At 68.5% G+C, this 24,402-nt stretch carries 19 protein-coding genes and 1 pseudogene; 14 read left to right on the forward strand and 6 right to left on the reverse strand.

The window, feature by feature from the left end; translation table 11 throughout:
• Positions 1-565: 565 nt before the first annotated feature.
• Positions 566-1,156, forward strand: coding sequence for a DUF6069 family protein (locus C5E41_RS15935; RefSeq protein WP_104376607.1), 591 nt, complete (start codon positions 566-568; stop codon positions 1,154-1,156).
• Here the strand turns inward: C5E41_RS15935 and C5E41_RS15940 are convergent.
• On the reverse strand, positions 1,153-2,823 hold the full coding sequence (locus tag C5E41_RS15940; RefSeq protein WP_258081009.1) for an FAD-binding dehydrogenase: 1,671 nt from the start codon (positions 2,821-2,823) through the stop codon (positions 1,153-1,155). The genes C5E41_RS15935 and C5E41_RS15940 overlap by 4 nt on opposite strands.
• Before the next feature lie 126 nt (positions 2,824-2,949).
• On the opposite strand from C5E41_RS15940, the gene C5E41_RS15945 reads away from it, so the two are divergent.
• Entirely contained in the window at positions 2,950-4,236 is a 1,287-nt protein-coding gene (locus tag C5E41_RS15945; RefSeq protein WP_104376609.1) for a winged helix-turn-helix domain-containing protein, read from the forward strand.
• Here C5E41_RS15945 and C5E41_RS15950 read toward each other — a convergent pair.
• A complete protein-coding gene (locus C5E41_RS15950; RefSeq protein ID WP_104376610.1) occupies positions 4,214-5,254 on the reverse strand; it encodes a bile acid:sodium symporter family protein in 1,041 nt (346 codons plus the stop codon). The genes C5E41_RS15945 and C5E41_RS15950 overlap by 23 nt on opposite strands.
• A 71-nt stretch (positions 5,255-5,325) precedes the next feature.
• On the opposite strand from C5E41_RS15950, the gene C5E41_RS15955 reads away from it, so the two are divergent.
• The 8 genes from C5E41_RS15955 (at position 5,326) to tpiA (ending at position 14,987) form a co-directional block, all read left to right on the forward strand.
• Complete coding sequence (locus tag C5E41_RS15955) at positions 5,326-6,180, forward strand: LysR family transcriptional regulator (protein ID WP_181063266.1); 855 nt, start codon at positions 5,326-5,328, stop codon at positions 6,178-6,180.
• Between the two features lie 86 nt (positions 6,181-6,266).
• The gene (gene uvrC / locus C5E41_RS15960; RefSeq protein ID WP_104376611.1) at positions 6,267-8,384 is read left to right on the forward strand and encodes an excinuclease ABC subunit UvrC; all 2,118 of its coding nucleotides are present in this window, start codon (positions 6,267-6,269) and stop codon (positions 8,382-8,384) included.
• Between the two features lie 104 nt (positions 8,385-8,488).
• On the forward strand, positions 8,489-9,430 hold the full coding sequence (gene rapZ / locus C5E41_RS15965) for an RNase adapter RapZ (protein ID WP_030514029.1): 942 nt from the start codon (positions 8,489-8,491) through the stop codon (positions 9,428-9,430).
• On the forward strand, positions 9,427-10,515 hold the full coding sequence (locus C5E41_RS15970; RefSeq protein WP_104376612.1) for a gluconeogenesis factor YvcK family protein: 1,089 nt from the start codon (positions 9,427-9,429) through the stop codon (positions 10,513-10,515). The genes rapZ and C5E41_RS15970 overlap by 4 nt, the downstream gene beginning before the upstream one ends.
• Positions 10,506-11,489: a DNA-binding protein WhiA gene (gene whiA, locus C5E41_RS15975; RefSeq protein WP_030514031.1), complete on the forward strand. Its 984-nt coding sequence runs from the start codon at positions 10,506-10,508 to the stop codon at positions 11,487-11,489. Before C5E41_RS15970 ends, whiA begins: the two co-directional genes overlap by 10 nt.
• Positions 11,490-11,954: 465 nt before the next feature.
• Positions 11,955-12,974 carry a type I glyceraldehyde-3-phosphate dehydrogenase gene (gap, locus tag C5E41_RS15980; protein ID WP_104376613.1) on the forward strand — a complete coding sequence of 340 codons (1,020 nt, stop codon included), beginning with the start codon at positions 11,955-11,957 and terminating at the stop codon, positions 12,972-12,974.
• Between the two features lie 4 nt (positions 12,975-12,978).
• Entirely contained in the window at positions 12,979-14,199 is a 1,221-nt protein-coding gene (locus C5E41_RS15985; protein WP_104376614.1) for a phosphoglycerate kinase, read from the forward strand.
• 2 nt (positions 14,200-14,201) lie between these two features.
• Positions 14,202-14,987 (forward strand): triose-phosphate isomerase, encoded by a 786-nt coding sequence (gene tpiA / locus C5E41_RS15990; protein ID WP_063009029.1) that lies wholly within the window; start codon positions 14,202-14,204, stop codon positions 14,985-14,987.
• A gap of 94 nt (positions 14,988-15,081) precedes the next feature.
• Here tpiA and C5E41_RS15995 read toward each other — a convergent pair whose 3' ends face one another.
• Entirely contained in the window at positions 15,082-15,924 is an 843-nt protein-coding gene (locus C5E41_RS15995; RefSeq protein ID WP_104376615.1) for an SAM-dependent methyltransferase, read from the reverse strand.
• Between the two features lie 110 nt (positions 15,925-16,034).
• Here C5E41_RS15995 and C5E41_RS16000 point away from each other — a divergent pair, with 110 nt between their 5' ends.
• Complete coding sequence (locus C5E41_RS16000) at positions 16,035-17,210, forward strand: cytochrome P450 (RefSeq protein WP_104376616.1); 1,176 nt, start codon at positions 16,035-16,037, stop codon at positions 17,208-17,210.
• A 13-nt stretch (positions 17,211-17,223) separates the two neighbouring features.
• Here the strand turns inward: C5E41_RS16000 and C5E41_RS16005 are convergent, their stop codons facing one another.
• The 3 genes from C5E41_RS16005 to C5E41_RS16015 all read right to left on the reverse strand — a co-directional run bounded on the left by C5E41_RS16005 (position 17,224) and on the right by C5E41_RS16015 (position 21,643).
• A complete protein-coding gene (locus tag C5E41_RS16005) occupies positions 17,224-19,572 on the reverse strand; it encodes a thiamine pyrophosphate-dependent enzyme (protein WP_104376617.1) in 2,349 nt (782 codons plus the stop codon).
• Between the two features lie 199 nt (positions 19,573-19,771).
• On the reverse strand, positions 19,772-20,452 hold the full coding sequence (locus C5E41_RS16010) for an FMN reductase (protein ID WP_104376618.1): 681 nt from the start codon (positions 20,450-20,452) through the stop codon (positions 19,772-19,774).
• A 51-nt stretch (positions 20,453-20,503) separates the two neighbouring features.
• A complete protein-coding gene (locus tag C5E41_RS16015) occupies positions 20,504-21,643 on the reverse strand; it encodes an LLM class flavin-dependent oxidoreductase (protein ID WP_104376619.1) in 1,140 nt (379 codons plus the stop codon).
• 166 nt (positions 21,644-21,809) lie between these two features.
• On the opposite strand from C5E41_RS16015, the gene C5E41_RS16020 reads away from it, so the two are divergent.
• From C5E41_RS16020 to C5E41_RS16030, 3 genes and pseudogenes are all read left to right on the forward strand, one after another.
• Complete coding sequence (locus tag C5E41_RS16020) at positions 21,810-22,439, forward strand: TetR/AcrR family transcriptional regulator (RefSeq protein WP_104376620.1); 630 nt, start codon at positions 21,810-21,812, stop codon at positions 22,437-22,439.
• 2 nt (positions 22,440-22,441) lie between these two features.
• Complete coding sequence (locus C5E41_RS16025) at positions 22,442-23,659, forward strand: NADH:flavin oxidoreductase (protein ID WP_104376621.1); 1,218 nt, start codon at positions 22,442-22,444, stop codon at positions 23,657-23,659.
• Positions 23,656-24,400, forward strand: a pseudogene (locus C5E41_RS16030) (SDR family oxidoreductase). The gene C5E41_RS16025 and the pseudogene C5E41_RS16030 overlap by 4 nt, the downstream one beginning before the upstream one ends.
• Positions 24,401-24,402 lie beyond the last annotated feature (2 nt).

The following is a 24,402-nucleotide window of genomic DNA, read 5'->3' on the forward strand; positions in this document are numbered from 1 at the left end:
GGAGCGGGCACACGGCTCTGCGAATATCGGGCAACCGTCGACCGGTCGGTTTGTGCCCACAATCGGAACGGTCGGTTCGATCAAGTTGTCGGAGAAGTGATGTGGATCACGATCGGCCGCTACCCTTTTCCCGCCCGGTGCTCGTAAGGAATCAGAAGAGATCGTCCCGCGACGAGATGCCGTGGCCAGAAAGGCATTCGGCGCGGCCTTCGGCGTCGCGGCCTCGGTGGCGGCGGGCCTGCTCGACCGCTGGGGACGAGCCATCGCGCCGGCGGAAACCGAGGCCGGGAAGGAGACCTCGGGATCGGATTCGGCAGAGCCGGTGGCGGCGCCGAAAGCGCTTGCGGTGCAATCCAATCGCCGGGGACGGCGCCGCGGCCTTGCGGGCATTGGCCGCGGACTACGAGAGACGCTTGCTTCCAGCATGATAGGTGCCACGCCGGGTCGGGGCGACCCGAGGCCGCGGCCGGGTGTACGCGGTCGCGACATCGGGTATGCCGAAGGCGCGCCGAGCGGCGGGTGTGGCCCTAGACTCGGCACACACACTCGACGGAGGTGATCGGCGGTGCATCCCCAGGATCCGCGTGAGCAGCACACCATGCGGTACGAAAGCGGTTATCAGCCGGGCGGCTATCAGGACCCCGCCTACCGGCAGGATCCCGCTTACTACCAGCAGGATCCCGCGTATCAGCCCTATCGGGCGCCGGGCGGACAGCAGCCCGCGCCGCGGCGGCGGCCCGAAGTCAACGTGGGCATGTTCGCGGGCGGGGTGCTCGCCACCGCGGTCGTCACCGCGCTGGCGGCGTGGCTGTGCGCGTGGATCATCGACGTCATCGCCACCCGCGCGACCGAGAGCGGCAAGTTCGGGGTTTGGAACCCGATGGCCGAGCAGGGCTACTGGTTCGCGGTGGTCGCCTTCTTCTGCGCCCTGCTCGCCGGCGTGCTCTGGTATCTGCTGCATCTGGGCACGCCGTCGCCGGACATGTTCTTCGCCTGGATCGTCGGGATTCTCATCGCCGCGGCGGTGGTCATCCCGCTGACGCTGTCCAGCGACATCTGGGTGGGAGTGACCACCGCCATCGAACACCTGGTGATCGGCCTGCCGATCTTCAGCCTGACCCGCACAGTCGGCGCGAAGAGCCTGGAACGGCCCTAACGGGGCAGCCGGGCCATCGCGAGCCCGGCCGCGCGGCCGGAGAAGATGCACCCGCCGAGGAAGGTGCCTTCCAGGGCGTTGTAGCCGTGAACGCCACCGCCGCCGAAGCCGGCGACCTCACCCGCGGCGTACAAGCCGGGGAAGGGGGAGCCGTCGGAGCGGATCACCTGCGCGTCCAGATTGGTCTGCACACCGCCCAGCGTCTTGCGGGTCAGCACGTTCAGCCGTACCGCGATCAGCGGACCGTGTGCGGGATCGAGAATCCGATGCGGCGACGCGACCCGGCCGAGTTTGTCGCCGAGTGAGCGCCGCGCGTTGGCGATCGCCATCAGTTGCGCGTCCTTGCTGTATTTGTTGTCCAGTTCGCGGTCGCGGGCGACGATCTGGTGTTCGAGCACGGCGACGTCCAATTGCGGGCCGCGCGCGATCTCGTTCATGCCGCGCACGAGTTCGGGCAGGGTGTCGGCGACGACGAAGTCCACGCCATGCCGCTTGAACGCCTCGACCGGGCCGGGCGCGCCCTTGGCGGCGCGGCTCTTGAGTGTGAGTTTGAGGTCCTTACCGGTGATGTCGGGATTCTGCTCGGAGCCGGAGAGCGCGAATTCCTTCTCGATGATCGACTGGGTGAGCACGAACCACGAGTAGTCGTAGCCGGTGTCCAGGATCGCCTTCATCGTGGCATTGGTGTCGAAGCCGGGGAAACACGGTGCGGGTAAACGCTTTCCGTTCGCGTCGAACCACAGCGACGACGGGCCCGGAATGATCCGGATGGCGTGATCGGGCCAGATCGGATCCCAGTTGTGAATGCCCTCGGTGTAATGCCACATCCGGTCGCGGTTCACGATCCGGGCGCCGGCCGATTCGGAGATCGCGAGCATGCGGCCGTCGACATGGGCGGGCACGCCGGAGATCATGGTTTGCGGGCAGGGGCCGAGCCGTTCGGTGGGCCAGTTCTTCCGGATCAGGTCGTGGTTGTGGCCGATGCCGCCGGAGGACACCAGTACTGCCGGTGCGCGGAATTCGAACTCGCCCACCGTCGTTCGCGACGAGGCCATGCCGCGATCGAGGTCGCTCGGTTCCAGGACGCTACCTCGAACGCCCACGACCGCGTCGTCCTCCACGATCAGATCGTCGACCCGGTGCCGGAACGCGAATTCGACCAGCCCGCGCTGCTCGGCGGCCAGTACCGGCTCCAGGAAGACGCGCAGCACCTCCGGGCCGGTACCCCAGGTGAGGTGGAAGCGCGGCACCGAGTTGCCGTGCCCGTCGGCGGTGGCGCCGCCGCGCTCGGCCCAGCCGACCAGGGGAGTGATCCGCAACCCCAGATCGTGCAGGTACTGACGCTTGTCTCCGGCGGCGAACTCGACGTAGGCGCGCGCCCACTGGCGCGCCCAGTGGTCTTCGTCGTCGCGATCGAATCCGGCCGAACCCAGCCAGTCCTGCCAGGCCAGCGCGAAGGAATCCTTGATGCCGAGGCGCCGCTGTTCGGGGCTGTCGACGAGGAACAGTCCACCCAGCGACCAGAAGGCCTGCCCGCCGAGGTTGTTGCGATTCTCCTGGTCGAGAACCAGTACCCGCCGTCCCGCCCGGGTCAGTTCGTAGGTGGCCACCAGTCCGGCCAGCCCGGCTCCGACGACGATGACATCCGGCTGTTGTGACGGCGCCACGGGCACTCCTCCGCGTTCGGGCGATTTGGATACATTCATGTATCGAACGTGTTCAAGGTAGCAGATTCGAACCGTCGCGAGCCCGGCTCCGGCATATCTGTCGGTGGGACATGGCAGATTCGGTGCGTGCGCACCATCACCTCCGCCGCGGCCCGCCGGGCCGCACTCGCCGCCCAGGGATTCGCCACCACCGCTCGCGATCGGACGGACGGCTCGGGTTCGTCGACGCGCCGCGCGGTCCTCGGAGTCGTCCGCAATACCAAACTGCTGCAACTGGATTCGGTCGCCGCGGTGGTCCGCGCGCACTACGCGCCGGTGTTCGCCCGGATCGGCGCCTACGATCGTTCGCTGCTCGACGAGGCGATATGGGATCACAGTGCGCGGCGGCCGCGGCGGCTCGTGGAGTACTGGGCACACGAGGCGGCGCTGATTCCGGTGGAGGATTGGCCGCTGCTGCGATGGCGGATGGCCGGTTACGCCCACGGCCGTTGGGGTGGGGCGCGCCGGGTGCTCGACGAGAATCCCGACCTGCCCGGGCGGGTGCTGAGCGTGATCGACCAGGTCGGCGCGTGCACCGCGGCGGAGGTGGAACGCCAGCTCGAGCTGAATCGCCCTCGGCGCAAGGATCATTGGGGCTGGAACCACAGCGACACCAAGGTGGTGTGCGAGATGTTGTTCGCCACCGGGGAGCTCTCGGTGGACAAGCGCGTGGGCTTTCAGCGGCACTACGACCTCACCGAGCGGGTGCTGCCGCCCGAGGTCGCCGGCCGCCGCGTCGACGAACCGGATGCGGTGCGCGAACTGGTCCTACGGGCCGCCGACGCCTTGGGGGTGGCCACCGAGACCGATCTGCGCGACTACTACCGGCTGCATCGGCGGCAGTGTGAACCCGCGTTGGGCGAGCTGGTCGATGCGGGAGAGCTCGAACCGGTGCGGGTGGAGGGCTGGGACAAGCCGGCCTATCTGCGTGCCGGGGTACGGATCCCGCGGCGGGTCGAGGGCGCCGCGCTGCTGTGCCCGTTCGACCCGCTGATCTTCTTCCGGCCGCGCACCGAGCGACTGTTCGATTTCCACTACCGGATCGAGATCTACACCCCGGAACACAAGCGCGTGCACGGCTATTACGTGTTCCCGTTCCTGCTCGACGGCGAGCTGGTCGCCCGGGTGGATCTGCGCGCGGACCGTGCTACCGGCGGGCTGCACGTGCTCGGGGCCTTCGCCGAACCCGGTCTCCCCCAGGCACGCGTCGCGCATGAACTGGCAAGGCAGCTGCAGGCGATGGCCCGGTGGCTCGAGCTCGAGACCGTGGTGGTCGGCGAGCGCGGCGATCTGGCTGCGGCGCTGGCCGTCGAGGTGGCTGCCCGCGAACGGGTTTCGGTGCCGGCCGGGGTCAGGTTCGCGGAGCCGGGGTGATGCCGGGGACCGCCGCATCGGGGGAGATGGTCGCGGTCCGAGCCGCCTCGGCCTCGTCCGCCGCGCGCCCCCACCGCCCGGCCAGCGCGGCACAGGTGATCAGCTGAATCTGGTGGAAGATCATGAGCGGCAACACGATCAGGCCCACGGGATGTCCCGCGAACAGCACCGTCGCCATCGGCAGGCCGGTGGCCAGACTCTTCTTGGACCCGCAGAAGATCACCACGATGCGATCGGCCCGGTCGAATCCGAACAGCCGCGCCACTCCCGCCGTCACGCCCAGCACCACAGCCAGCAGGACGATCGCCACACCTACGACCGCCAGCAGACGGCCGACGGCCAGCCCCTGCCACACGTGTTCGACCATGCCGGCGCTGAAGGCCGCGTAGACCACCAGATACACCGAACCGCGGTCGACGATCTTGGTGAGGGTGGTGTGCGCCAGTAAGCGATGCAGCTTCGGCCGGAGCAGCTGACCGGCGAGGAACGGCAGCAGCAACTGCACCACGATCTGCACGATCGACATCGGTGAGACGGTGGCGTCGCCGGTGGTCTGCATCAGCAGCATCACCAGCAGCGGTGTCAGGAACACGCCCAGCAGGTTCGACACCGACGCGCTGACCACCGCGGCCGCGACGTTGCCCCGCGCGATGGCGGTGAACGCGATCGAGGACTGCACGGTCGAGGGCAGCAGGCACAAATAGAGCATTCCCGTGTAGAGCTCGTCGCTGAGCACCGACGGGACCAGCAGCCGCATCGCCAGGCCGAGCAGCGGGAACAGGATGTAGGTCGCGCTGAGCACCGTCGTGTGCAGCCGCCAGTGCCGCAGGCCCGCGAGCGCCTCGCGCGGTTCGAGCCGGGTGCCGTACAGCAGGAACAACACCGCGATCGCTATCTTGGTGCCCCACTCCAGAACCTCGGCCGCGCCGCCTCGGGCGGGCAGGATCAGGCCGATCGCCATCGCCGCGAACAAGCCCAGCAGGAAGCCGTCGATACGGAGTTTGGCCAGCAACGTCACCTCGTCACGGTACGGCGCACACCACTGATCGCCAAAGTCGATCGAAGCGATATCTATGAACGAGTAATGTGATGAGTGTGTTCGATCCGGACTTGTTGCGCACCTTCCTGGCGGTCGAACGCGCCGGCGGGTTCACCGCGGCGGGCCGCATCCTCGGCCTGCGCCAGTCCACGGTCAGCGGGCATATCGCCCGGCTCGAGCAGGCCGCGGGCCGCGAACTGATCCGCCGCGACACCCGCAATCTGGCGTTGACCGCCGACGGTGCCGCGATGGTCGGTTTCGCCCGCAACATCCTCGACGCACAGGCCCAGGCCGACCGCTACTTCTCCGATTCCCGGCTCACGGGACTGATCCGGCTGGGCGCCTCCGACGATCTGGTCGCGCGGGAACTGCCCGACGTCCTGCTGGAATTCCAGCGGTCGCATCCGGGCGTGGATCTGGAACTGATCGTCGGGCTCAGCGAGAACCTCAAGACGCGGATGGCGGCGGGCGAACTGGACCTGATGGTGGCCAAGCGGCTGCCGGGGGAGCGGCACGGAGAACTGCTGTGGCGCGACCGGCTGGTGTGGGCCGGGAGCTCGGGCGTCGGCGACATCGTCGATCCGGTGCCCGTGGTGACCTATCCGCCGCCGAGCCTGACCCGGCACGTGGCACTGCGCGCACTCGAGCGGGAGGGCCGGACCTGGCGGATCGCCTGCGTCAGCGACAGCCAGCTGGGCCTGCGGGCCGCGGTGCTGGCCGGACTGGGGGTCGTGGCGCACGCCGAAACCCTGCTTCCACCAGGGCTTTTCGCGGTCGACGACGAGAAGCTGCCGGAATTGGGCGAGCTGGAGTTCGTGCTGCTGCGCCGGCACAGCCGGCTCTCCGAACCCGAACAGGCGCTCTGCGACGCGATCATCGCCGGCGCCCACCGGATGCACCGATGACCACGGCGTGCCGTATGTCACCCGCCGCACACGGTTCCCGGTCACGGCGCGTATCCGCTGTCGGTGCCGGTCGTTAACCTGGTCCCGTGGCAGATCCCGCGACCTATCGGCCCGCACCGGGCACCATTCCCGTCGAACCCGGCGTCTACAAATTCCGGGATTCCTACGGGCAGGTGATCTATGTCGGCAAGGCCAAGAGTCTGCGCAGCCGCCTGAATTCCTACTTCGCCGATGTGTCCTCGCTGCATCCGCGCACCCGGCAGATGGTGACCACTGCCGCGAGCGTCGAGTGGACGGTGGTATCGACCGAGGTCGAGGCGTTGCAGCTGGAGTACAACTGGATCAAGGAATTCGATCCGCGCTTCAACGTGCGCTACCGCGACGACAAGACCTACCCCATGCTCGCGGTGAGTATGAACGAGGAATATCCGCGGGTGTTCGTCTATCGGGGCGCTCGCAAGAAAGGCGTGCGGTATTTCGGGCCGTACGCCCACGCCTGGGCCATCCGCGAGACGGTGGATCTGCTGCTGCGCGTGTTCCCCGTGCGGACGTGTTCGACCGGAGTGTTCAAGCGCCACAGGCAGATCGGGCGTCCCTGCCTGCTCGGTTACATCGACAAATGTTCGGCGCCCTGTATCGGCCGGGTCGACGCCGACGAGCACCGCCGCATCGTCGAGGACTTCTGCGACTTCCTGTCCGGCCGCACCGATCGCATGGTGCGGGAGCTGGAACGCCGAATGCAGTCCGCCGCAGCGGATCTGGACTTCGAGACCGCAGCGCGGCTGCGCGACGACGTCGCCGCGCTCAAACGCGCACTGGAAAAGCAGGCGGTCGTGCTGGGCACCGGCACCGACGCGGACGTGATCGCCTTCGCCGCCGACGAACTCGAGGTCGCGGTGCAGATCTTCCACGTGCGCGACGGGCGGGTGCGCGGCCAGCGCGGCTGGGTCGTCGACAAATCGGGCGACGCCGTCGACCTGAACTGGGCCGGTACCGAAGACGCCGTGGGCGCCGCGCCGATCGACCAGGGTGCCCAGGGGTCGAGTGAACTGGCCGCGCTGGTGGAACAGTTCGTCACCCAGTTCTACGGCGAACAGGCCGCCTTCGCCGAGCACACCGATACCGAAACCCCCGCCACCGCCGTGCCGCGCGAGGTTCTGGTGCCGGAATTGCCCGGTGATCCGGAGCAGGTGCAGGGCTGGCTGTCGGGACTGCGCGGCTCGGCCGTGGCGCTGCGGGTGCCGCAGCGCGGCGACAAGAAGGCGCTGATGGAGACCGTGCAGCGCAATGCGCAGGAGGCGCTGGCCCAGCACAAACTCAAGCGCGCCGGCGATCTGACCGCGAGATCGGCCGCGCTGCAAGGTATTCAGGACGCTCTCGATCTCGACAGCGCTCCGCTGCGCATCGAATGTGTCGACATCAGCCACGTGCAGGGCACCGATGTCGTGGCCTCGCTGGTGGTGTTCGAGGACGGGCTGCCGCGCAAATCGGAATACCGGCACTACACGATCAAGGAGGCCGCGGGCGAGGGCCGCTCCGACGACGTGGCCAGCATCGCCGAGGTTACTCGGCGCCGGTTCTATCGGTTGCGCAAGGAACTCGACGACATGAGTGCGGCGGCGAGGGCGGAGGCCGGTTCGGCGGGGCACGCGGACGGAACCGGGGTTCCGCATCCGCAGGGGGCCGCGGCGATCGCCACCGCCGAGGCCGAGCCCGCGGATCTGCCGCCCCGCATCGATCCGGCCACCGGGCGACCCCGCAAATTCTCCTATCCGCCGAACCTGTACGTCGTCGACGGCGGCGCCCCGCAGGTGGCGGCCGCGGCCGAGGTGCTCGACGAACTCGGCATCACCGACGTTGCCGTGATCGGGCTGGCCAAACGCCTGGAGGAGGTCTGGGTGCCGGGCGAGTCCGACCCGGTGATCATGCCGCGAACCAGCGAATCGCTGTTCCTGCTGCAGCGCGTGCGTGACGAGGCGCACCGATTCGCCATCACCTTCCATCGCAGTAAACGTTCGCGCCGGATGACCGCCTCGGCCCTGGATTCGGTGCGGGGGCTGGGCGAGGCCCGCCGCACCGCATTGGTGACCCACTTCGGATCGGTAGCCAAACTCAAGCAGGCTACGGTGGAGGAAATCACGGAGGTGCCCGGTATCGGGGTGGCGACGGCCAAGGCCGTGCTCGCGGCCCTCAACTCCGAATGACGTCTCGGTCACGGCTCGGTTTCGCCGGCGGTGCGCGCTCCGCCGCGGCCGGTCGGGGCGGGCAGGATGATCGAATGGCAGCCACGGACGGAACCCGATAGGACATGACGAGCGTCGAATCGAACCCCAACGCGAGTACCGGCATCCGGCCGCGGCCCGATGCGCATCCGGTCGAGGTCGTCATCGTCACCGGCCTGTCCGGTGCCGGGCGAGGCACCGCCGCCCGAGTCCTCGAAGACCTCGGCTGGTACGTCGCGGACAATCTGCCGCCGGAACTGATCGGCCGGCTGATCGAACTCGGTGCCGCCGCCGATCCGCCGATCACCAAACTCGCGCTGGTCATGGACGTGCGCAGCCGCTTCTTCACCGGCGACCTGTCCGGGGTGACCGATCAGCTGCGGGCCAACGGGGTCGGCACCCGCCTGTTGTTCCTCGAGGCCTCCGACGATGTACTGATCCGGCGCTTCGGCTTCGCCCGCCGCCGCCACCCGCTGCAGAGCGAGAGTGCCGACGGCACCCTCTCGGCCGGGATCGCCGCGGAACGCCGGGCCCTGTCGAAGGTCAAGACCGCCGCCGACCTGGTGATCGACACGACCGCGCTGTCGGTCCACCAGTTGCACCGCAAATTGGAGGAGGCCTACGGCGGCGGCGCACCCGCGGCCCTGCAGGTGACGATTCAATCGTTCGGATTCAAATACGGTGTCCCGCTGGACGCGGACATGGTTTTCGACGTCCGATTTCTGCCGAACCCGCATTGGATTCCGGAATTGCGGGAACATACCGGGCAGGACGCCGTGGTCAGCGAGTACGTATTGTCACGGCCCGGCGCCGACGACTATGTGAATACGTGCCGCCATCTGGTCGACCTGACCACCAGCGGCTACCGCCAGGAGGGGAAGCGATATATGACCGTGGCAGTGGGGTGTACCGGTGGTAAGCACCGCAGCGTGGCGATCGCCGAGGAGCTGGGTGAACTGCTGGGCCGGCCCGACAGTGCCTCGACCGATGTCGTCCGCGTGGTCCACCGGGATCTGGGGCGCGAATGAGCGACGCGGACCATAGCGGCGACACCTCCGCGTCGGGAAAATCCGGCGATTCTCCCGACCCCACTCTGGTGGCGCTGGGCGGCGGGCACGGTCTCTACGCCACCCTGACCGCCGCTCGCCGGCTCACCGAGCGCATCACCGCGGTCGTGACCGTCGCCGACGACGGCGGATCGTCCGGGCGGCTGCGTGCCGAACTGGGCATGCTGCCGCCGGGTGATCTGCGCATGGCGCTGGCTGCCCTGGCCGAGGATCCCGACGGGGTCTGGGCGCGCACGGCGCAGCACCGCTTCGGCGGCACCGGTGCGCTGGCCGGGCATTCGGTCGGCAACCTCGTGCTGGCCGGGCTGGCCGAAATGCTCGGCGATCCGGTCGCGGCGCTCGACGAGATGGCCGCGATCCTGCGCTGTGTAGGCCGGGTGCTGCCGATGTCGCCGACCGCGCTGACCATCGAAGCCGACGTCTCCGGCCTCGAGGTCGACCCGCGGGTCAGCCGGTGTATCCGTGGCCAGGTCGCGGTGGCCACCACGCCGGGCAAGGTACGCCGGGTCCGGCTGATCCCGTCCGACCCGCCGGCCAGCCCCGAGGCCACCTCGGCGATCGAGCACGCCGACGTGGTGGTGCTGGGTCCCGGATCGTGGTTCACCAGCGTCATTCCGCACATGCTCGTGCCGGATCTGCGGGAGGCGCTGATGCATACCCGCGCGGTGAAAGTGCTGGTCCTGAACCTGGCGGCGGAGCCCGGAGAGACCACGGGATTCTCCGCCGAACGGCACCTGCATGTATTGTCCCAGCACGCACCGGATTTCGCTGTCGACCATGTGCTCGTGGACTCCGGCTCCGTACCCGAGGGTAGGGAGCGCGAACATGTGGCAAGAGCTGCCGAACAGCTGCGTGCACGAGTAACCTTCGCTGATGTCGCCGAGGCGGGGACGGACCGGCACCACCCTGGAAAGCTAGCCGCCGCACTGGATCAGGTGATCCGCCAACCTCGGCCGGAATTGGCAGGGCTTCGAGTCGAAGGACGGCATCCGGTCCAGCAGGTGCGGTCCGTGTTGGGTGGAAAGGAGCGGGTCTCGTGGCGATGACAGCCGAGGTGAAAGACGAGTTGAGCCGTCTGTCCGTCTCGCAGGTGAGTGCACGCAAGGCGGAACTGTCGGCCCTACTCCGGTTCGCCGGTGGCCTGCACATCGTCGGCGGTCGGGTGATCGTCGAGGCCGAGGTCGATATGGGCTCGATCGCGCGGCGACTGCGGCGCGAGATCTTCGAGCTCTACGGCTACGGATCGGATGTGCACGTGCTGGGCGCGGGTGGTTTGCGCAAGACCTCCCGATATGTCGTGCGCGTGTCCAAGGAGGGCGAGGCGCTGGCCCGCCAGACCGGATTGCTCGATGTGCGCGGCCGCCCGGTGCGTGGACTGCCGGCGCAGGTCGTCGGCGGCAGCATCGGCGATTCGGAAGCGGCCTGGCGCGGTGCCTTCCTGGCCCACGGTTCGCTCACCGAGCCCGGGCGTTCCTCGGCGCTCGAGGTGAGCTGCCCCGGCCCCGAGGCGGCACTGGCCCTGGTTGGCGCGGCCCGCCGGATGGGCATCTCGGCCAAGGCTCGCGAGGTGCGTGGTACCGATCGCGTCGTGGTGCGCGACGGGGAGGCCATCGGCGCCCTGCTGACCCGGATGGGCGCTCAGGACACGCGGCTGACCTGGGAGGAACGCCGGATGCGGCGGGAGGTCCGCGCGACCGCGAACCGCCTGGCCAACTTCGACGACGCCAACCTGCGCCGCTCGGCCCGGGCCGCCGTTGCCGCCGCGGCCCGCGTGGAGCGCGCCCTCGAGATCCTCGGCGAGGACGTGCCCGATCATCTGGCCGCCGCGGGCCGGTTGCGCGTGCAGCACCGCCAGGCGTCGCTGGAAGAACTCGGACAGCTGGCCGACCCGCCGATGACCAAGGACGCCGTCGCCGGGCGTATTCGCCGCCTGTTGTCCATGGCCGACCGCCGCGCCAAGGAATTGGGCATTCCCGATACCGAATCGGCCGTCACCGCCGAACTGCTCGAAGACGCGTGAGCGGACCGGTCCCGAATTGTCGGCATCGGCCCGGGACCGTCCTCGCGGTAGCTGTCCATCGGCCGGTTGCGCGACCCGAGGCTGAATCGAGCGGAGTTGTGGCCGCGAATCCCCTTGCGCCGCACGAGCGATGGTTTGTCCACAGGTTCGTGGTTGTCCACAACCTGCGTTCGTGGCGCCTTTTCGGTGAGCACGGTGCGATAGGCTCTTGCTACCGAACCCACCGGCACCGAAATAGAGGAGCCGGGACAGGTCAAAACCCTGGCAGAGGGGTATCCCCGCCGCGAATGGGCAGGGCCGGTAGCCGCGGCCGCGACGGTTCGGTGCGAGAGGCGTGAACTCACGCTCACCGGCGCAGCGTCGGGTCGGTGAGGTCGCGGCAGGGGTGTGTCCGTGATGTTATGGCCGGGCATTAGGGTGGTCTGGCATCGGAATGAATCCGCTTGAAAGCTGAGGAGCGATAACGTGACTGTCCGGGTAGGCATCAACGGCTTCGGTCGTATCGGACGTAACTTCTTCCGGGCGGTGGAGGCGCAGAAAGCGCTCGGCACCACCGATATCGAGATCGTCGCGGTCAACGACCTCACCGACAACGCGACCCTGGCCACGCTGCTGAAGTACGACTCGATCCTCGGCCGGCTGCCGCAGGACGTCTCGCTCGACGGCGACGACACCATCGTGGTCGGCGACCAGCGGATCAAGGCACTGGCCATCAAGGAGGGCCCGTCCGCGCTGCCGTGGGGCGATCTGGGTGTCGACGTGGTCGTCGAGTCGACCGGCATCTTCACCGACGCCACCAAGGCCAAGGGACATCTGGCCGCCGGCGCCAAGAAGGTCATCATCTCCGCGCCCGCCAAGGGTGAGGACCTGACCGTGGTCATGGGTGTCAACGACAGCCAGTACGACGGCAGCCAGAACATCATCTCCAACGCGTCGTGCACTACCAACTGCCTCGGCCCGCTGGCCAAGGTTCTCAACGACGAATTCGGCATCGAGCGTGGCCTGATGACCACGATTCACGCCTACACGCAGGACCAGAACCTGCAGGACGGCCCGCACAGCGACCTGCGTCGCGCCCGCGCCGCCGCCCTGAACATCGTCCCCACCGGCACCGGCGCCGCCAAGGCCATCGGCCTGGTGCTTCCGGAGCTGCAGGGCAAGCTGGACGGCTACGCGCTGCGTGTGCCGGTGCCGACCGGTTCGGTCACCGACCTGACGGCGACGCTGCGCAAGTCGGCGACCATCGACGAGATCAACGCCGCCTACAAGGCCGCCGCCGAAGGGCCGCTGAAGGGCATCCTGAAGTACAACGTCGCCCCGATCGTCTCCAGCGACATCGTGACCGACCCGCACTCCTCGATCTACGACGCGCCGCTGACCAAGGTCATCGACGACCAGGTCAAGGTCGTGTCGTGGTACGACAACGAGTGGGGTTACTCCAACCGTCTCGCCGACCTGATCGGCCTCGTCGGCAAGTCGCTGTAAACCCATGGCAGTCAAGACTCTTCAGGATCTCCTTGCCGAGGGCGTGGAGGGGCGGGGCGTACTCGTGCGCTCCGACCTGAACGTTCCCCTCGACAACGGCGTGATCACCGATCCGGGCCGGATCATCGCCTCGGTGCCCACGATCAAGACGCTGGCCGAGGCCGGCGCCAAGGTCATCGTCACCGCCCACCTGGGCCGCCCCAAGGGCGAACCCGATCCGAAGCTGTCGCTGGCGCCCGTCGCCGCGAAGCTGGGCGAGGAGCTGGGCCGCAACGTGCAGCTCGCCGGTGATGTGGTGGGCCAGGACGCGCTCGCGCGGTCCGAGGGCCTCACCGACGGTGATGTGTTGCTGCTCGAGAACATCCGCTTCGATCCGCGCGAAACCAGCAAGGACGACGCCCAGCGCCGGAAGCTGGCCCAGGCGCTGGTGGAATTGGTCGGCGACGACGGCGCGTTCGTCTCCGACGGCTTCGGGGTGGTGCACCGCAAGCAGGCCTCGGTCTACGATGTGGCGCAACTGCTGCCGCACTACGCGGGCACCCTGGTGGCCGCGGAGGTCGACGTGCTGCGCAAGCTCACCACCGACACCGAGCGCCCGTACGCGGTCGTGCTCGGCGGTTCCAAGGTGTCGGACAAGCTCGCCGTGATCGAGGCGCTGGCCCCCAAGGTCGACACCCTCGTCATCGGTGGCGGAATGTGCTTCACTTTCCTTGCCGCTCAAGGTCTTTCGGTCGGCTCCTCGTTGCTGCAGGAGGAGATGGTCGATACCTGCAAGGATCTGCTGGAACGTTTCGCCGACGTTATCCACCTGCCGGTGGACATCGTGGTCGCGGACACGTTCGCCGCGGACGCGGAGTCGAAGACGGTGGCCGCCAACGAAATTCCCGCGGGCTGGATGGGCCTGGACATCGGGCCCGAGTCGGCCAAGCGCTTCGCTGCGCTTCTGACCGAGGCCCGGACGGTGTTCTGGAACGGTCCGATGGGTGTGTTCGAATTCGAGGCCTTTGCCGCGGGGACGCGCGCGGTGGCCGAGGCGCTGGTGAGCGCGACCGGTAAGGGCGCGTTCACCGTGGTCGGCGGAGGCGATTCGGCCGCCGCCGTGCGCACGCTCGGCCTGCCGGAGGACGGGTTCTCCCACATCTCCACCGGCGGCGGCGCCTCGCTGGAATACCTGGAGGGCAAACAGCTTCCGGGTATCAGCGTGCTCGAGGACGGGGAGGGCTGACAATGGCACGCAAACCGTTGATCGCCGGCAACTGGAAGATGAACCTCAATCACCTCGAGGCCATCGCCCTGGTGCAGAAGATCGCGTTCGCCCTGCCGGACAAGTACTTCGACAAGGTCGACGTCACGGTCATCCCGCCGTTCACCGACATCCGCAGCATCCAGACCCTCATCGAGGGCGACCGGCTGCGGCTCACCTTCGGTGCCCAGGATGTGTCGGTGCACGAATCCGGTGCCTACACCGGTGAGATCAGTGCGGCGATGCTGGCGAAGCTGTCGTGCAGCTACGTGGTGGTCGGCCACTCGGAGCGGCGGCAGTACCACAACGAGGACGACGCCACGGTGCTGGCGAAGGCCAAGAAGGTGCTGCAGTACGACATGACGCCGATCGTCTGCATCGGCGAGGGACTGGGCGTGCGCGAGGCGCAGACCCACGTCCAGTACAACCTCGAGCAGTTGCGGGGTTCGCTCAAGGGGCTGACGCCGGAGCAGATCGCGAAGGTCGTCATCGCCTACGAGCCGGTCTGGGCGATCGGCACCGGCCGCGTCGCCACCCCGGCCGACGCGCAGGAGGTGTGCGGTGCGTTGCGCGCCGAACTGGCGGAGCTGGCCGGCCAGGAGGTCGCTGCGGGCGTGCGCATCCTCTACGGCGGGTCGGTGAACGCCAAGAACGTCGGTGAGCTCATCGCGGCCGCCGATATCGACGGCGCGCTCGTCGGCGGCGCCTCGCTCAAGGGCGACGAATTCGCGACCCTGTCGGCGATCGCCGCGGGCGGTCCGCTGCCCTGATTGCGACGGGCGAGTAATCGCCTGCGGCACAGAACGATTCGGCCCCGGCTTCCGCGTACTGCGGAAGCGGGGCCGATGTCGTGGTGTAACCGGATCAGGGTTTGCGCGCCACCGCACCGAGCATCGACACCGCCTCCGGCCGGGGATGGGCACGCCGGGATTCGGTGGGCCAGTGGATGATCGATCCGATCCCGGGTTCGACGAGGTCGAGCCCGGCGAAGAATCGGCTGAACTCGGCGGTCGAGCGCAGCCGGAACGGGATACCGCTGCGCTTGTTGGCCTGTTCGCTGTCGGCGAGGTCCTCCTCGGACAGGTGATCGCTGGTGGCATGCGACATCACCAGATAGCTGCCGGGCGGCAGCGCGTCGACCCACTGCCGCACCATGTCGTACGGACGGTCCTCGTCGGTGAAGAAATGCACCACCGCGAGCATCATCAGAGCCACGGGTTGCGACAGATCCAAGGTGGCGAGCAGGTCCGGATGAGTGAGGATGCGGTCGCGGTCGCGCGCGTCGGCTTCCAAATACGCGATCGCCCCCTCGGGGGCGCTGTCGAGCAGGCTGCGGGCGTGCAGGGCGACGATCGGATCGTTGTCGACGTAGACGATGCGGGATTCGGGCGCGGCGGCCTGTGCGATCTCGTGCACGTTTCCGGCGGTCGGCAGGCCGGCGCCGAGGTCCAGGAATTGCCGGATGCCGACCTGGGCCGACAGATAGCTGACCACTCGATGCAGGAATGCCCGATTCTCCAACGCGGAGATCTGCACGCTGGGAAAAGCCTCGGCGACCGCTTCCGCGGAGGCGCGGTCGGCCTCGAAGTTGTCCTTGCCGCCGAGCCAGTAGTCGTAACGCCGGGCCGGATGCGGGGTGGTGACATCGATGCCGGGCGGCGCCACAGGATCCCCATGCGGGCCGTGTGATCCGGTCACTGGTTCCATGACACCTCTTCCTTCTGGCGACGGCGACGAACCATTATCGACTACTGTCATCCTGTCAGCTCGGATGGTGAACCGGCGCGGCCCCTGCCGTGCGGTCGGGGAGGTCGAAGATGTCAGTGCAATTCAGTCCGTACGATTTCGGCATTCACGACGATCCGTATCCGGTCTACGCGCAGTTGCGGGAGCGGGCGCCGGTGTTCCGCAACCCCGGCGACGACTTCTGGGCCCTCTCGCGCTACGCCGATGTGCTTGCCGCACTGCGTGATTCGGATCGATTCTCGAGCGCCAACGGGCTGCGGATGGAACCGGCCTTCTGGGGCCCGCAGGCCGAGCAGTTCTTCTCCTTCGTGGCGATGGACCCGCCGAAACACACTCGTATGCGTGGCCTGGTCACGCGCGCGTTCACTGCGCGCCGGGTGCAGGCGCTGGCGCCGCGGCTGCGCGAGATCGCCACCGGCCTGCTGGAGCCGCTGCTCGAACGCGGCAGTTTCGACCTGATGACCGACTTCGCGGGTCCGTATCCGACCGAGGTCATCTCCGAACTGGTCGGCGTGCCGCGCGCTGATCGAGATCTGGTGCGCAAACTCGGCATGGAGATCATGTACACCGAGGAGGAGTCGACCGATCTGCGGCCGGAGGCCATGCAGGCGATCGGCGCCCTGGTCGGCTACTACACCGAACTGACCATCGAACGCAGCAAGCACCGCACCGACGATCTGCTGTCCGGTCTGCTCGATGCCGCCGACGGGGACGACCGGCTCACCCCGGAGGAAATCGTGGGCGTGTTGATCCTGCTGGTCGGTGCAGGGATCGAGACGACCATGCTCACGCTGGGCAATATCTGGTACGCCGGGTGGGCGCATCCGGACCAGCGGGCCGCGGCGCTCGGGCGCGTCGACGACTGGATCGCCGAGGGCATGCGCTACGACCCGGCGACCCAGTCGCAGTTGCGCACCACCACCGAGGCCGTCGAACTGCACGGCGTCACGATTCCGGCGGGTGCGCGGATGCTGCTGCTGACCGGTTCGGCGAACCGCGATCCCGAGGTCTTCGACCGGCCCGACGTCTTCGATCTCGACCGCGACACCTCTGATGCGCTGGTCTTCGGCAGCGGGCGCCACCACTGCCTCGGGTCGAATCTCGGCCTGCTGGAGTTGCGGACCGCGCTCGGGGAGATCACCGCCCGCATCGCCGACTACGACATCGACCCGTCCGGGCTGCGTCGCATCCACTCCTCCAACAATCGCGGTTTCGCCGCGCTGCCGACAACGGTCATTCCGCGCTGATCGTCCGCGGGCGTCAAACCCGGTGGCGCGAGCCGGATTTCAGTAACCGATGCGCCGCGGCCTCGATCGCCGCCTCGCTCAGCAGCACCAGTTCGGCGGCGGGCCCGAGTGGGACGAAGCTGTCGGCGCTGGTGACGCGGGCGAGGTGGCCGTCGAAACCGCCGTCGAGCAGCGCGGTGCACACCGATTCCGAGACCCCGCCGCTGCGGCGGGTCTCATCGGCGACGAGAACGGCGCCGGTGGCGCGGGCGTGGTGCAGCAGATCGCCGACGGGAAGCGGTGTGAGCCAGCGCAGGTCGAGTACGCGCGCATGAATGCCGTTGTCCGCCAGGCGCTGTGCGACGCGCAGGCTCATCGGCACGCCGTTGGCGAAGGTGACGATCGTGAGATCCGTGCCGTCACCGTGGATTCGGGCCCGCCCGAGCGATGCCGGATCGTCGGCGGGGATGGCGAGCCAGCCCCCGTCGCCGGGGCGGTGCAGGTCGCGGGTGTGGTACAGGGCGATCGGTTCGAGGTAGAGACACACCCGGCCCTCGCTGCGAGCGGCCTCGACGCACCGGCGCAGCATCGCGGCGGCGTCGTCGGCCCGGGACGGCGCCGCGACTACCACGCCGGGGATATCACGCAGCGCCGCAACGGAATTGTCGTTGTGGAAATGCCCGCCGAAGCCGCGCTGATAGGCGAACGAGGCGATCCGTGCCACCATGGGGTTGTGGTACTGCCCCGCGGAGAAGTACGACAGGGTCGCCGCCTCCCCTCGGATCTGGTCCAGCGCATTGTGCACGTAGGCCAGATACTGGATCTCCGGAATCGGTACGAATCCGGCGAGTCCGGCGCCCAGCGCGGTGCCGAGCACGCTCTGCTCGTCCAGCAGGCTGTCGAACACCCGCCGCGCCCCGAACTCCCGCTGCAGCCCCTTGGTCACGCCGTAGACGCCACCCTTGCGCCCGACGTCCTCGCCGAAGACCAGCACATCGGGGTCATGGCCGAGCAACGATGCCAGCGTGTGGTTGATCGCCTGCGCCAGCGTCATCGGCCCGGTGCGATCGGCGGTGTGCTGTGAGGCCCCGGCATTCGACCGCTCCGCCGGACTCGTCTCGCCGTCCGTCGAGGTGTCGGTGGAATCCGCGGGCACCGCGGCCGGGGAGGCACCAGGATCGGTGCGGTCTCCTGGTTCGGCGGCCGCCGCGGACCCGGTTCCCGACCCCGGATGCTCCACAGTGTCTGTCCGCAGCGGACTCTCGGGCGGCATGCGGTCTCCGGCGCGAGGGCCGGGCGTCGGGGCCGGCGAAGGCTGTCCGGCCCGTCCGAACTCCAAGGGCGCCCGGATCGCTTCGGCCGAGTCGAGGTGCGGTTCCCCGGCCACCTGTGCCGCCATCGCCGCCACGCGGGCGCCGATCGCGTCGTAGCGGGCGATAACCTCCGCGGCGGTCGCGGCGCCGATCTCGACGAGCAGCCGGGCCGTCGCGGCCACCGGATCGCGGCGGCGGTCGGCCTCGATGTCCTCGGGCCGCCGGTATGCCGACTCCACGTCGGACCCGGCGTGCCCGAGCAGCCGCACCGTGCGCAGTCGCAACAGTGCGGGACGCCGCCGGACACGCACGGATTCCGCGGCCGCGGACGCCACCGACAGAGCCTGCCGGAGGTCGGATCCGTCGGCGTCGAAATACCGCAGCCCCGGCCGCGATCCGAAGGCCGCTTCGATCCAGCCCGGGGGAGTGGGCACGCTGATGCCGAGCCCGTTGTCCTCGCAGACGAACAGCAGCGGCATCGGAATACCTTGGTGTGCGGTATGGATCGCGGCGTTGATCGCACCGGTCGCGGTGGAGTGATTGGCCGAGGCATCGCCGAATGTGCACAGCACCACCGCATCTCGTGGCCACGGCGTGTCCCGGCCCAGCCGGCGGGCCCGATCGAGCGCGAAGGCGAGCCCCATCGCGCGAGGGAGATGGGAGGCGATGGTCGAGGTCTGCGGTATCACCGACGCGGGCGCACTGCCGAACACCTTGTGTCGCCCGCCGGAGATCGGATCAGCGGCCGCCGCGACGACACCCAGCAGCACGTCACGGATCGGGTCCAGCCCCGGGATCTGCCGGCAGCGGTGCACGAAGAACGCACCGGACCGGTAGTGCAGCAGCGCCGGATCGGTGCTGCGCAACGCCTGCGCCAGCACCACATTGCCCTCGTGCCCGCTGGAACCGATGCTGTAGTACCCGCGCTTGCCCGCACCGAGCCGCCGCGCCGCGAAATCCAGATGCCGGCTCGTGGCCTGAGCGTCGAACAAGTCCAGACACGTCCCGACGGTGATCGGACTCCCGCTGCCGATCGGATCGGTGGCGGCGCGCCGCGGTCCCGGCCGCATCTCTCGCAGGGATACACGCAACCAGTCGTCGAGAAGCTCTTCCGGGCCCGCAGTCACCCCTCCATCATGTCGCGCGCGACCGCCCGCACACCGGATTGGTGCGCGGGCGGTCGAAGCCAACCTGCCGACCTGCTCGCCGGCCTGCCCGAGCGGGTCGATCAGAGCGGGGACTGACTTGGCAGGGCAGAAGCGCGGAGTCCTACCGCTGTTCGGCCGGGCGGTGGGGATGTTCGGTATGGCCCGTGTGGCCCGCGAGCAGCTTGGCGAACGGCGTCACCTCACCGACATGGTTGCCCGACTGCCGGGTCCGAGCCGGTTCGGGGAGGAACCCGTCCACGCCGGTCGGTACCGCGACCACCAGGGTGGCGAGTTCGGCCGCGGCGCGGTGGATCCGCTCGCCCAGTCCGGCCGAGCCGAAATCCTCGGTCGCGGCGAACACGCCGGTCGGAACGACGACGGCGCGCAGGTAGGTGAACAACGGCCGCATCGCATGCTCGAGCACCAGCGCGTGCCGGGCGGTTCCGGCCGTGGCGGCGATGAGCACCGGCATGGCGTTGAGCGCCTCGGTGTCGAGCACGTCGACGAACATCTTGAACAACCCGGAGTAGCTCGCGGCGAACACCGGGGTGACGGCGATGAGACCGTCCGCCGCGGACACCTTCTCGCGCGCCGCCGCCACCGCGGGCGTCGGCAGGCCGCCGGAGACCGTTGTGGCGGCGAGTTCGCTTGCCAGATCCCGCAATTCGATGACCTCGATGGTCACGGCCTCACCGCGGGCGCCGACGGCCGAGGCCACCGCATCGGCGAGTTGATCGGCGAGCAGGCGGGTGCTCGACGGTTGCGACAACCCGGCGGTGAGTACGACAACGGTGTGCGACATGGGTTTTCGTCCCTCGTTCGATGCGGTCGGATGACTGCGCGGTTGGATGAATCAGGCCTGCTCGGCGGCGGTCAGCAGCCGCTCGCGGGCCGGCTCGACCAGATGATGCGGCGCGTCGGGCCCGGCCGCCACCAGCGACGCGTGGGTCGGCGGATCGCTGGGAACGTGTGCGGGACGGCGCAATTCGAATTCCTTGCGCAGCACCGGCACCACCTCGCGGCCCAGGATCTCGACCTGTTCCAGGGCGACGTCGATCGGCAGGCCGGCATGGTCGATCAGGAACAGCTGGCGCTGATAGTCACCGGCGTAGTCGGCGAAGCCGAGGGTGCGCTCGATGACCTGCTCGGGAGTACCGACGGTCAGCGGCGTCATCTCGGTGAAATCCTCCAGCGACGGACCGTGCCCGTAGACGGGCGCGTTGTCGAAGTACGGCCGGAAGAACTTCTTGGCCTCCGCCTCGGTCTCGGCCATGAAGACCTGCCCGCCCAGACCGACGATCGCCTGGTCGGCCGAACCGTGACCGTAGTGCTCGAACCGCTGCCGGTACAGCCGCACCATCTCCTCGGTGTGTTCCTTGTTCCAGAAGATGTTGTTGTGGAAGAAGCCGTCGCCGTAATAGGCGGCCTGCTCGGCGATCTCCGGCGAACGGATCGAGCCGTGCCACACGAACGGCGGCGTGCCGTCCAGTGGTGCGGGAGTCGCGGTGAATCCCTGCAACGGCGTGCGGAACTGGCCCTGCCAGTCGACCACCGGTTCGCGCCACAGCCGGCGCAGCAGGTGGTAGTTCTCGATCGCGAGCTCGACGCCCTTGCGGATGTCCTTGCCGAACCACGGATAGACCGGCCCGGTGTTGCCGCGGCCCATCATCAGGTCGATCCGGCCGCCCGACAGATGCTGCAGCATCGCGTAGTCCTCGGCGATCTTCACCGGGTCGTTGGTGGTGATGAGCGTGGTCGAGGTCGACAACTGCAATTTCTCGGTGCGCGCCGCGACCCAGCCGAGCATGGTGGTCGGCGAGGACGGCACGAACGGCGGATTGTGGTGCTCACCGGTGGCGAACACGTCCAGCCCGACCTCCTCGGCCTTCAGGGCCAGGCGCATCATCGCGTCGATGCGCTCGCCCTCCGTGGGCGCGATGCCGGTGGTCGGATCGACGGTGACGTCGCCGACGGTGAAGATGCCGAACTGCATGGCCGCCTCCTGAGATCTGATCAAAAGTTCAATCACCTGAACGGGGGCAGGTGCTCCAGTATTCCTTGACATGTCCACTACCGCGGAAATGGCCGATGCGCAGCGCTTTATCGCAATGATTCAATCAGTGATTGAAACCTGTTCTGTGCCGTGGTTCACTAACGGCATGGGCGAGAAGGTGGCAGCGGGTACCCGGGCCAAACTGCTGGCGGCAGCGGAGCGGTTACTGCTGACCGAGCGCTACGAGGACGTCTCGGTCCGGGCGGTCTGCGTGGCCGCGGGTGCCAACCCGGCCGCGGTGCACTACCACTTCGGCTCCAAGGAGGCGCTGATCGCCGCCCTCATCGAGGATCGGCTCGGTCCGCTGTGGGCCGAGGGGCTGGCGGCGGCCACCGCCGCCGAGCCGAGCTCGGTCCCGACGGTGGTCGACGCGGTGCTCGCACCGTTCGTCGAGCTCGCCGCCGATCCGATGGGCCGGTTGCATCTGCGGCTGCTGGCCGGATTGATCCTGCGCCGGCGGCCGATGTCCTGGCAGCATCAGTGGTTCCGGATGGAGTCGTGGTCACAGCTGCTACCGGAGCTGACCTCCGGTGAGGCGCGCCGGCGCTGGCAGCTGGCCTTCGACCTGATCATCATGCGCTTCGGCAGCACCGAGGACTACGACATCGCGCCGTCCGCGGTGGCGACGCTGCGCGAATTCGTCATCGCCGGGTTGAGCGCACCGCCGCCCGATACCGGTGCTCCGCATCCCGCCGTCCCGGCGTCCACCGCTTCGCATCCCGCCGTTCAGGAGTAGTAGTGAACGATATTTTCGACCCCGTCGATCTGGGCCCGATCACGTTGCGTAACCGGGTGATCAAGGCCGCCACCTTCGAAGGACGGACCCCCGACGCGCTGGTCACCGACGAACTGATCGAGTTCCATCGGGAGATCGCGGCCGGCGGCGTGGGGATGAGCACCATCGCCTACTGCGCCGTCGCACCAGGCGGGCGCACCGACCGCCACCAGATCTGGATGCGCCCCGAGGCGCTACCGGGATTGCGGCGGCTCACCGATGCCATCCACGCCGAAGGGGCCAAGGTCAGCGCTCAGATCGGCCATGCGGGACCGGTCGCCAATGCGGCGTCGAACCGGGCGCCGGCGCTGGCGCCCACGCGGCTGTGGTCGCCGTTGAGCATGAAGATGACGCAGTCGCCGTCGGTGGCCGAGATCCAGGATCTGGTCGCCGCGCACGTGCAGGCGGTATTGCTGGCCGAGGAGGCCGGATTCGATGCCGTGGAACTGCATTTCGGCCACAACTATCTGGTCAGCTCGTTCCTCAGTCCGCTGCTGAACCGCCGGAAGGACGCCTACGGCGGGACGTTGGACCATCGCGCCCGGATGGCCCGCGAGGTCGCGCTCGCGGTGCGCGAAGCGGTCGGCGGCCGGCTGGCGATTCTGGCCAAGCTGAATATGGAAGACGGTGTGCGTGGCGGATTTTCGCTGGCCGAATCACTCCGGGTGGCCTCTTGGCTGGAATCCGACGGCGGACTCGACGCCCTCGAACTGACCGCCGGAAGTTCGCTGCTCAACCCGATGCTGCTGTTCCACGGCGATGCGCCACGGCAGGCCTTCGCCAAGACGCTGCCCGGCCCGACCCGCCTGGGCTTCAAGGTCGTCGGCAAGGCGTTCCTGCGTGAGTACCCGTATCACGGCACGTACCTGATCGAACGGGCCCGCCAGTTCCGCCGCGAGCTGTCCATGCCGTTGGTGCTGCTGGGCGGAATCACCGATATCGACGATATGCGGCGGGCGCGGCGCGAAGGCTTCGAATTCATGGCGATGGGCCGCGCCCTGCTGCGCGAACCGGATCTGCTGCGGCGCATCCGCTCCGACGCCGCGACCCGTTCGGCCTGCATCCACTGCAACGAATGCATGCCCACCATCTACACCGGCACCCGGTGCGTGCTGCGCCTGGACGGCCCGCCCATTCCGCCCCCTGACCCCGATCGACGAGAGATGCGAGACGATTCATGAGTGGACGTTTGATGGGCCGGGTCGCCCTCATCAGCGGCGGCGCCTCCGGTATGGGCGCCTCGCACGCGCGGGCCTTCGTCGCCGAGGGCGCGCGGGTGATGCTCGGCGACATCGCCGACGACGCGGGGCGGGCGCTGGCCGCGGATCTGGGTGAGCAGGCCGGTTACGTGCACCTCGACGTCACCGAGGCCGCTGACTGGCATGCCGCCGTCGCCACCACCGTCGAACGATTCGGGCTGCTGAACGTGCTGGTCAACAATGCGGGTGTGCTCGACGGCGGCCCGCTGGGCACCTACACCGAGAAGCAGTGGCAGCGGGTGATCGACATCAATCTGACCGGTCCCTTCCTGGGGTTGAGCGCCGCGCGCGACGCCCTGGTCGCCGCCCGCCCGGCCGCGGTGATCAATATTTCCTCCGCGGCCGGCATCCAGGGCGTGGGCGGCATGCACGCCTACACCGCCTCGAAGTTCGGAGTGCGGGGGCTGACCAAGTCGGCCGCGCTGGAACTCGCGCCCGAGGGTGTGCGGGTCAACTCGGTGCATCCCGGCGGAATTCTGACGCCGATGATCGGCGCCACCGAGGAGATCGCGGTCGATCGCGGCGAGAACGTGCGCGCGGCTCGGCCTGCCCGCCGAGGTGTCGGATCTGGTGGTCTTTCTGGCGAGCGCCGAATCCAGCTATTGCACCGGCGCGGAATTCGTCGTAGACGGCGGGATGACGGCCGGTTCGGTGGTGGGCTGAGC

This window comes from Nocardia nova, assembly GCF_002933465.1.
Classification (GTDB): Bacteria; Actinomycetota; Actinomycetes; order Mycobacteriales; family Mycobacteriaceae; genus Nocardia; species Nocardia nova_B.

Coding starts and splice junctions, on each gene's coding strand:
- C5E41_RS16010 (WP_104376618.1), bottom strand. CDS start 20,452: ATGTCGCACACCGTTGTCGTACTCACCGCCGGGTTGTCGCAACCGTCG.
- C5E41_RS16005 (WP_104376617.1), bottom strand. CDS start 19,572: ATGCGGCCGGGACCGCGGCGCGCCGCCACCGATCCGATCGGCAGCGGG.
- C5E41_RS16000 (WP_104376616.1), top strand. CDS start 16,035: ATGTCAGTGCAATTCAGTCCGTACGATTTCGGCATTCACGACGATCCG.
- C5E41_RS15995 (WP_104376615.1), bottom strand. CDS start 15,924: ATGGAACCAGTGACCGGATCACACGGCCCGCATGGGGATCCTGTGGCG.
- rapZ (WP_030514029.1), top strand. CDS start 8,489: ATGACGAGCGTCGAATCGAACCCCAACGCGAGTACCGGCATCCGGCCG.
- tpiA (WP_063009029.1), top strand. CDS start 14,202: ATGGCACGCAAACCGTTGATCGCCGGCAACTGGAAGATGAACCTCAAT.
- C5E41_RS15955 (WP_181063266.1), top strand. CDS start 5,326: ATGAGTGTGTTCGATCCGGACTTGTTGCGCACCTTCCTGGCGGTCGAA.
- C5E41_RS15985 (WP_104376614.1), top strand. CDS start 12,979: ATGGCAGTCAAGACTCTTCAGGATCTCCTTGCCGAGGGCGTGGAGGGG.
- C5E41_RS16015 (WP_104376619.1), bottom strand. CDS start 21,643: ATGCAGTTCGGCATCTTCACCGTCGGCGACGTCACCGTCGATCCGACC.
- C5E41_RS15970 (WP_104376612.1), top strand. CDS start 9,427: ATGAGCGACGCGGACCATAGCGGCGACACCTCCGCGTCGGGAAAATCC.
- C5E41_RS16020 (WP_104376620.1), top strand. CDS start 21,810: ATGGGCGAGAAGGTGGCAGCGGGTACCCGGGCCAAACTGCTGGCGGCA.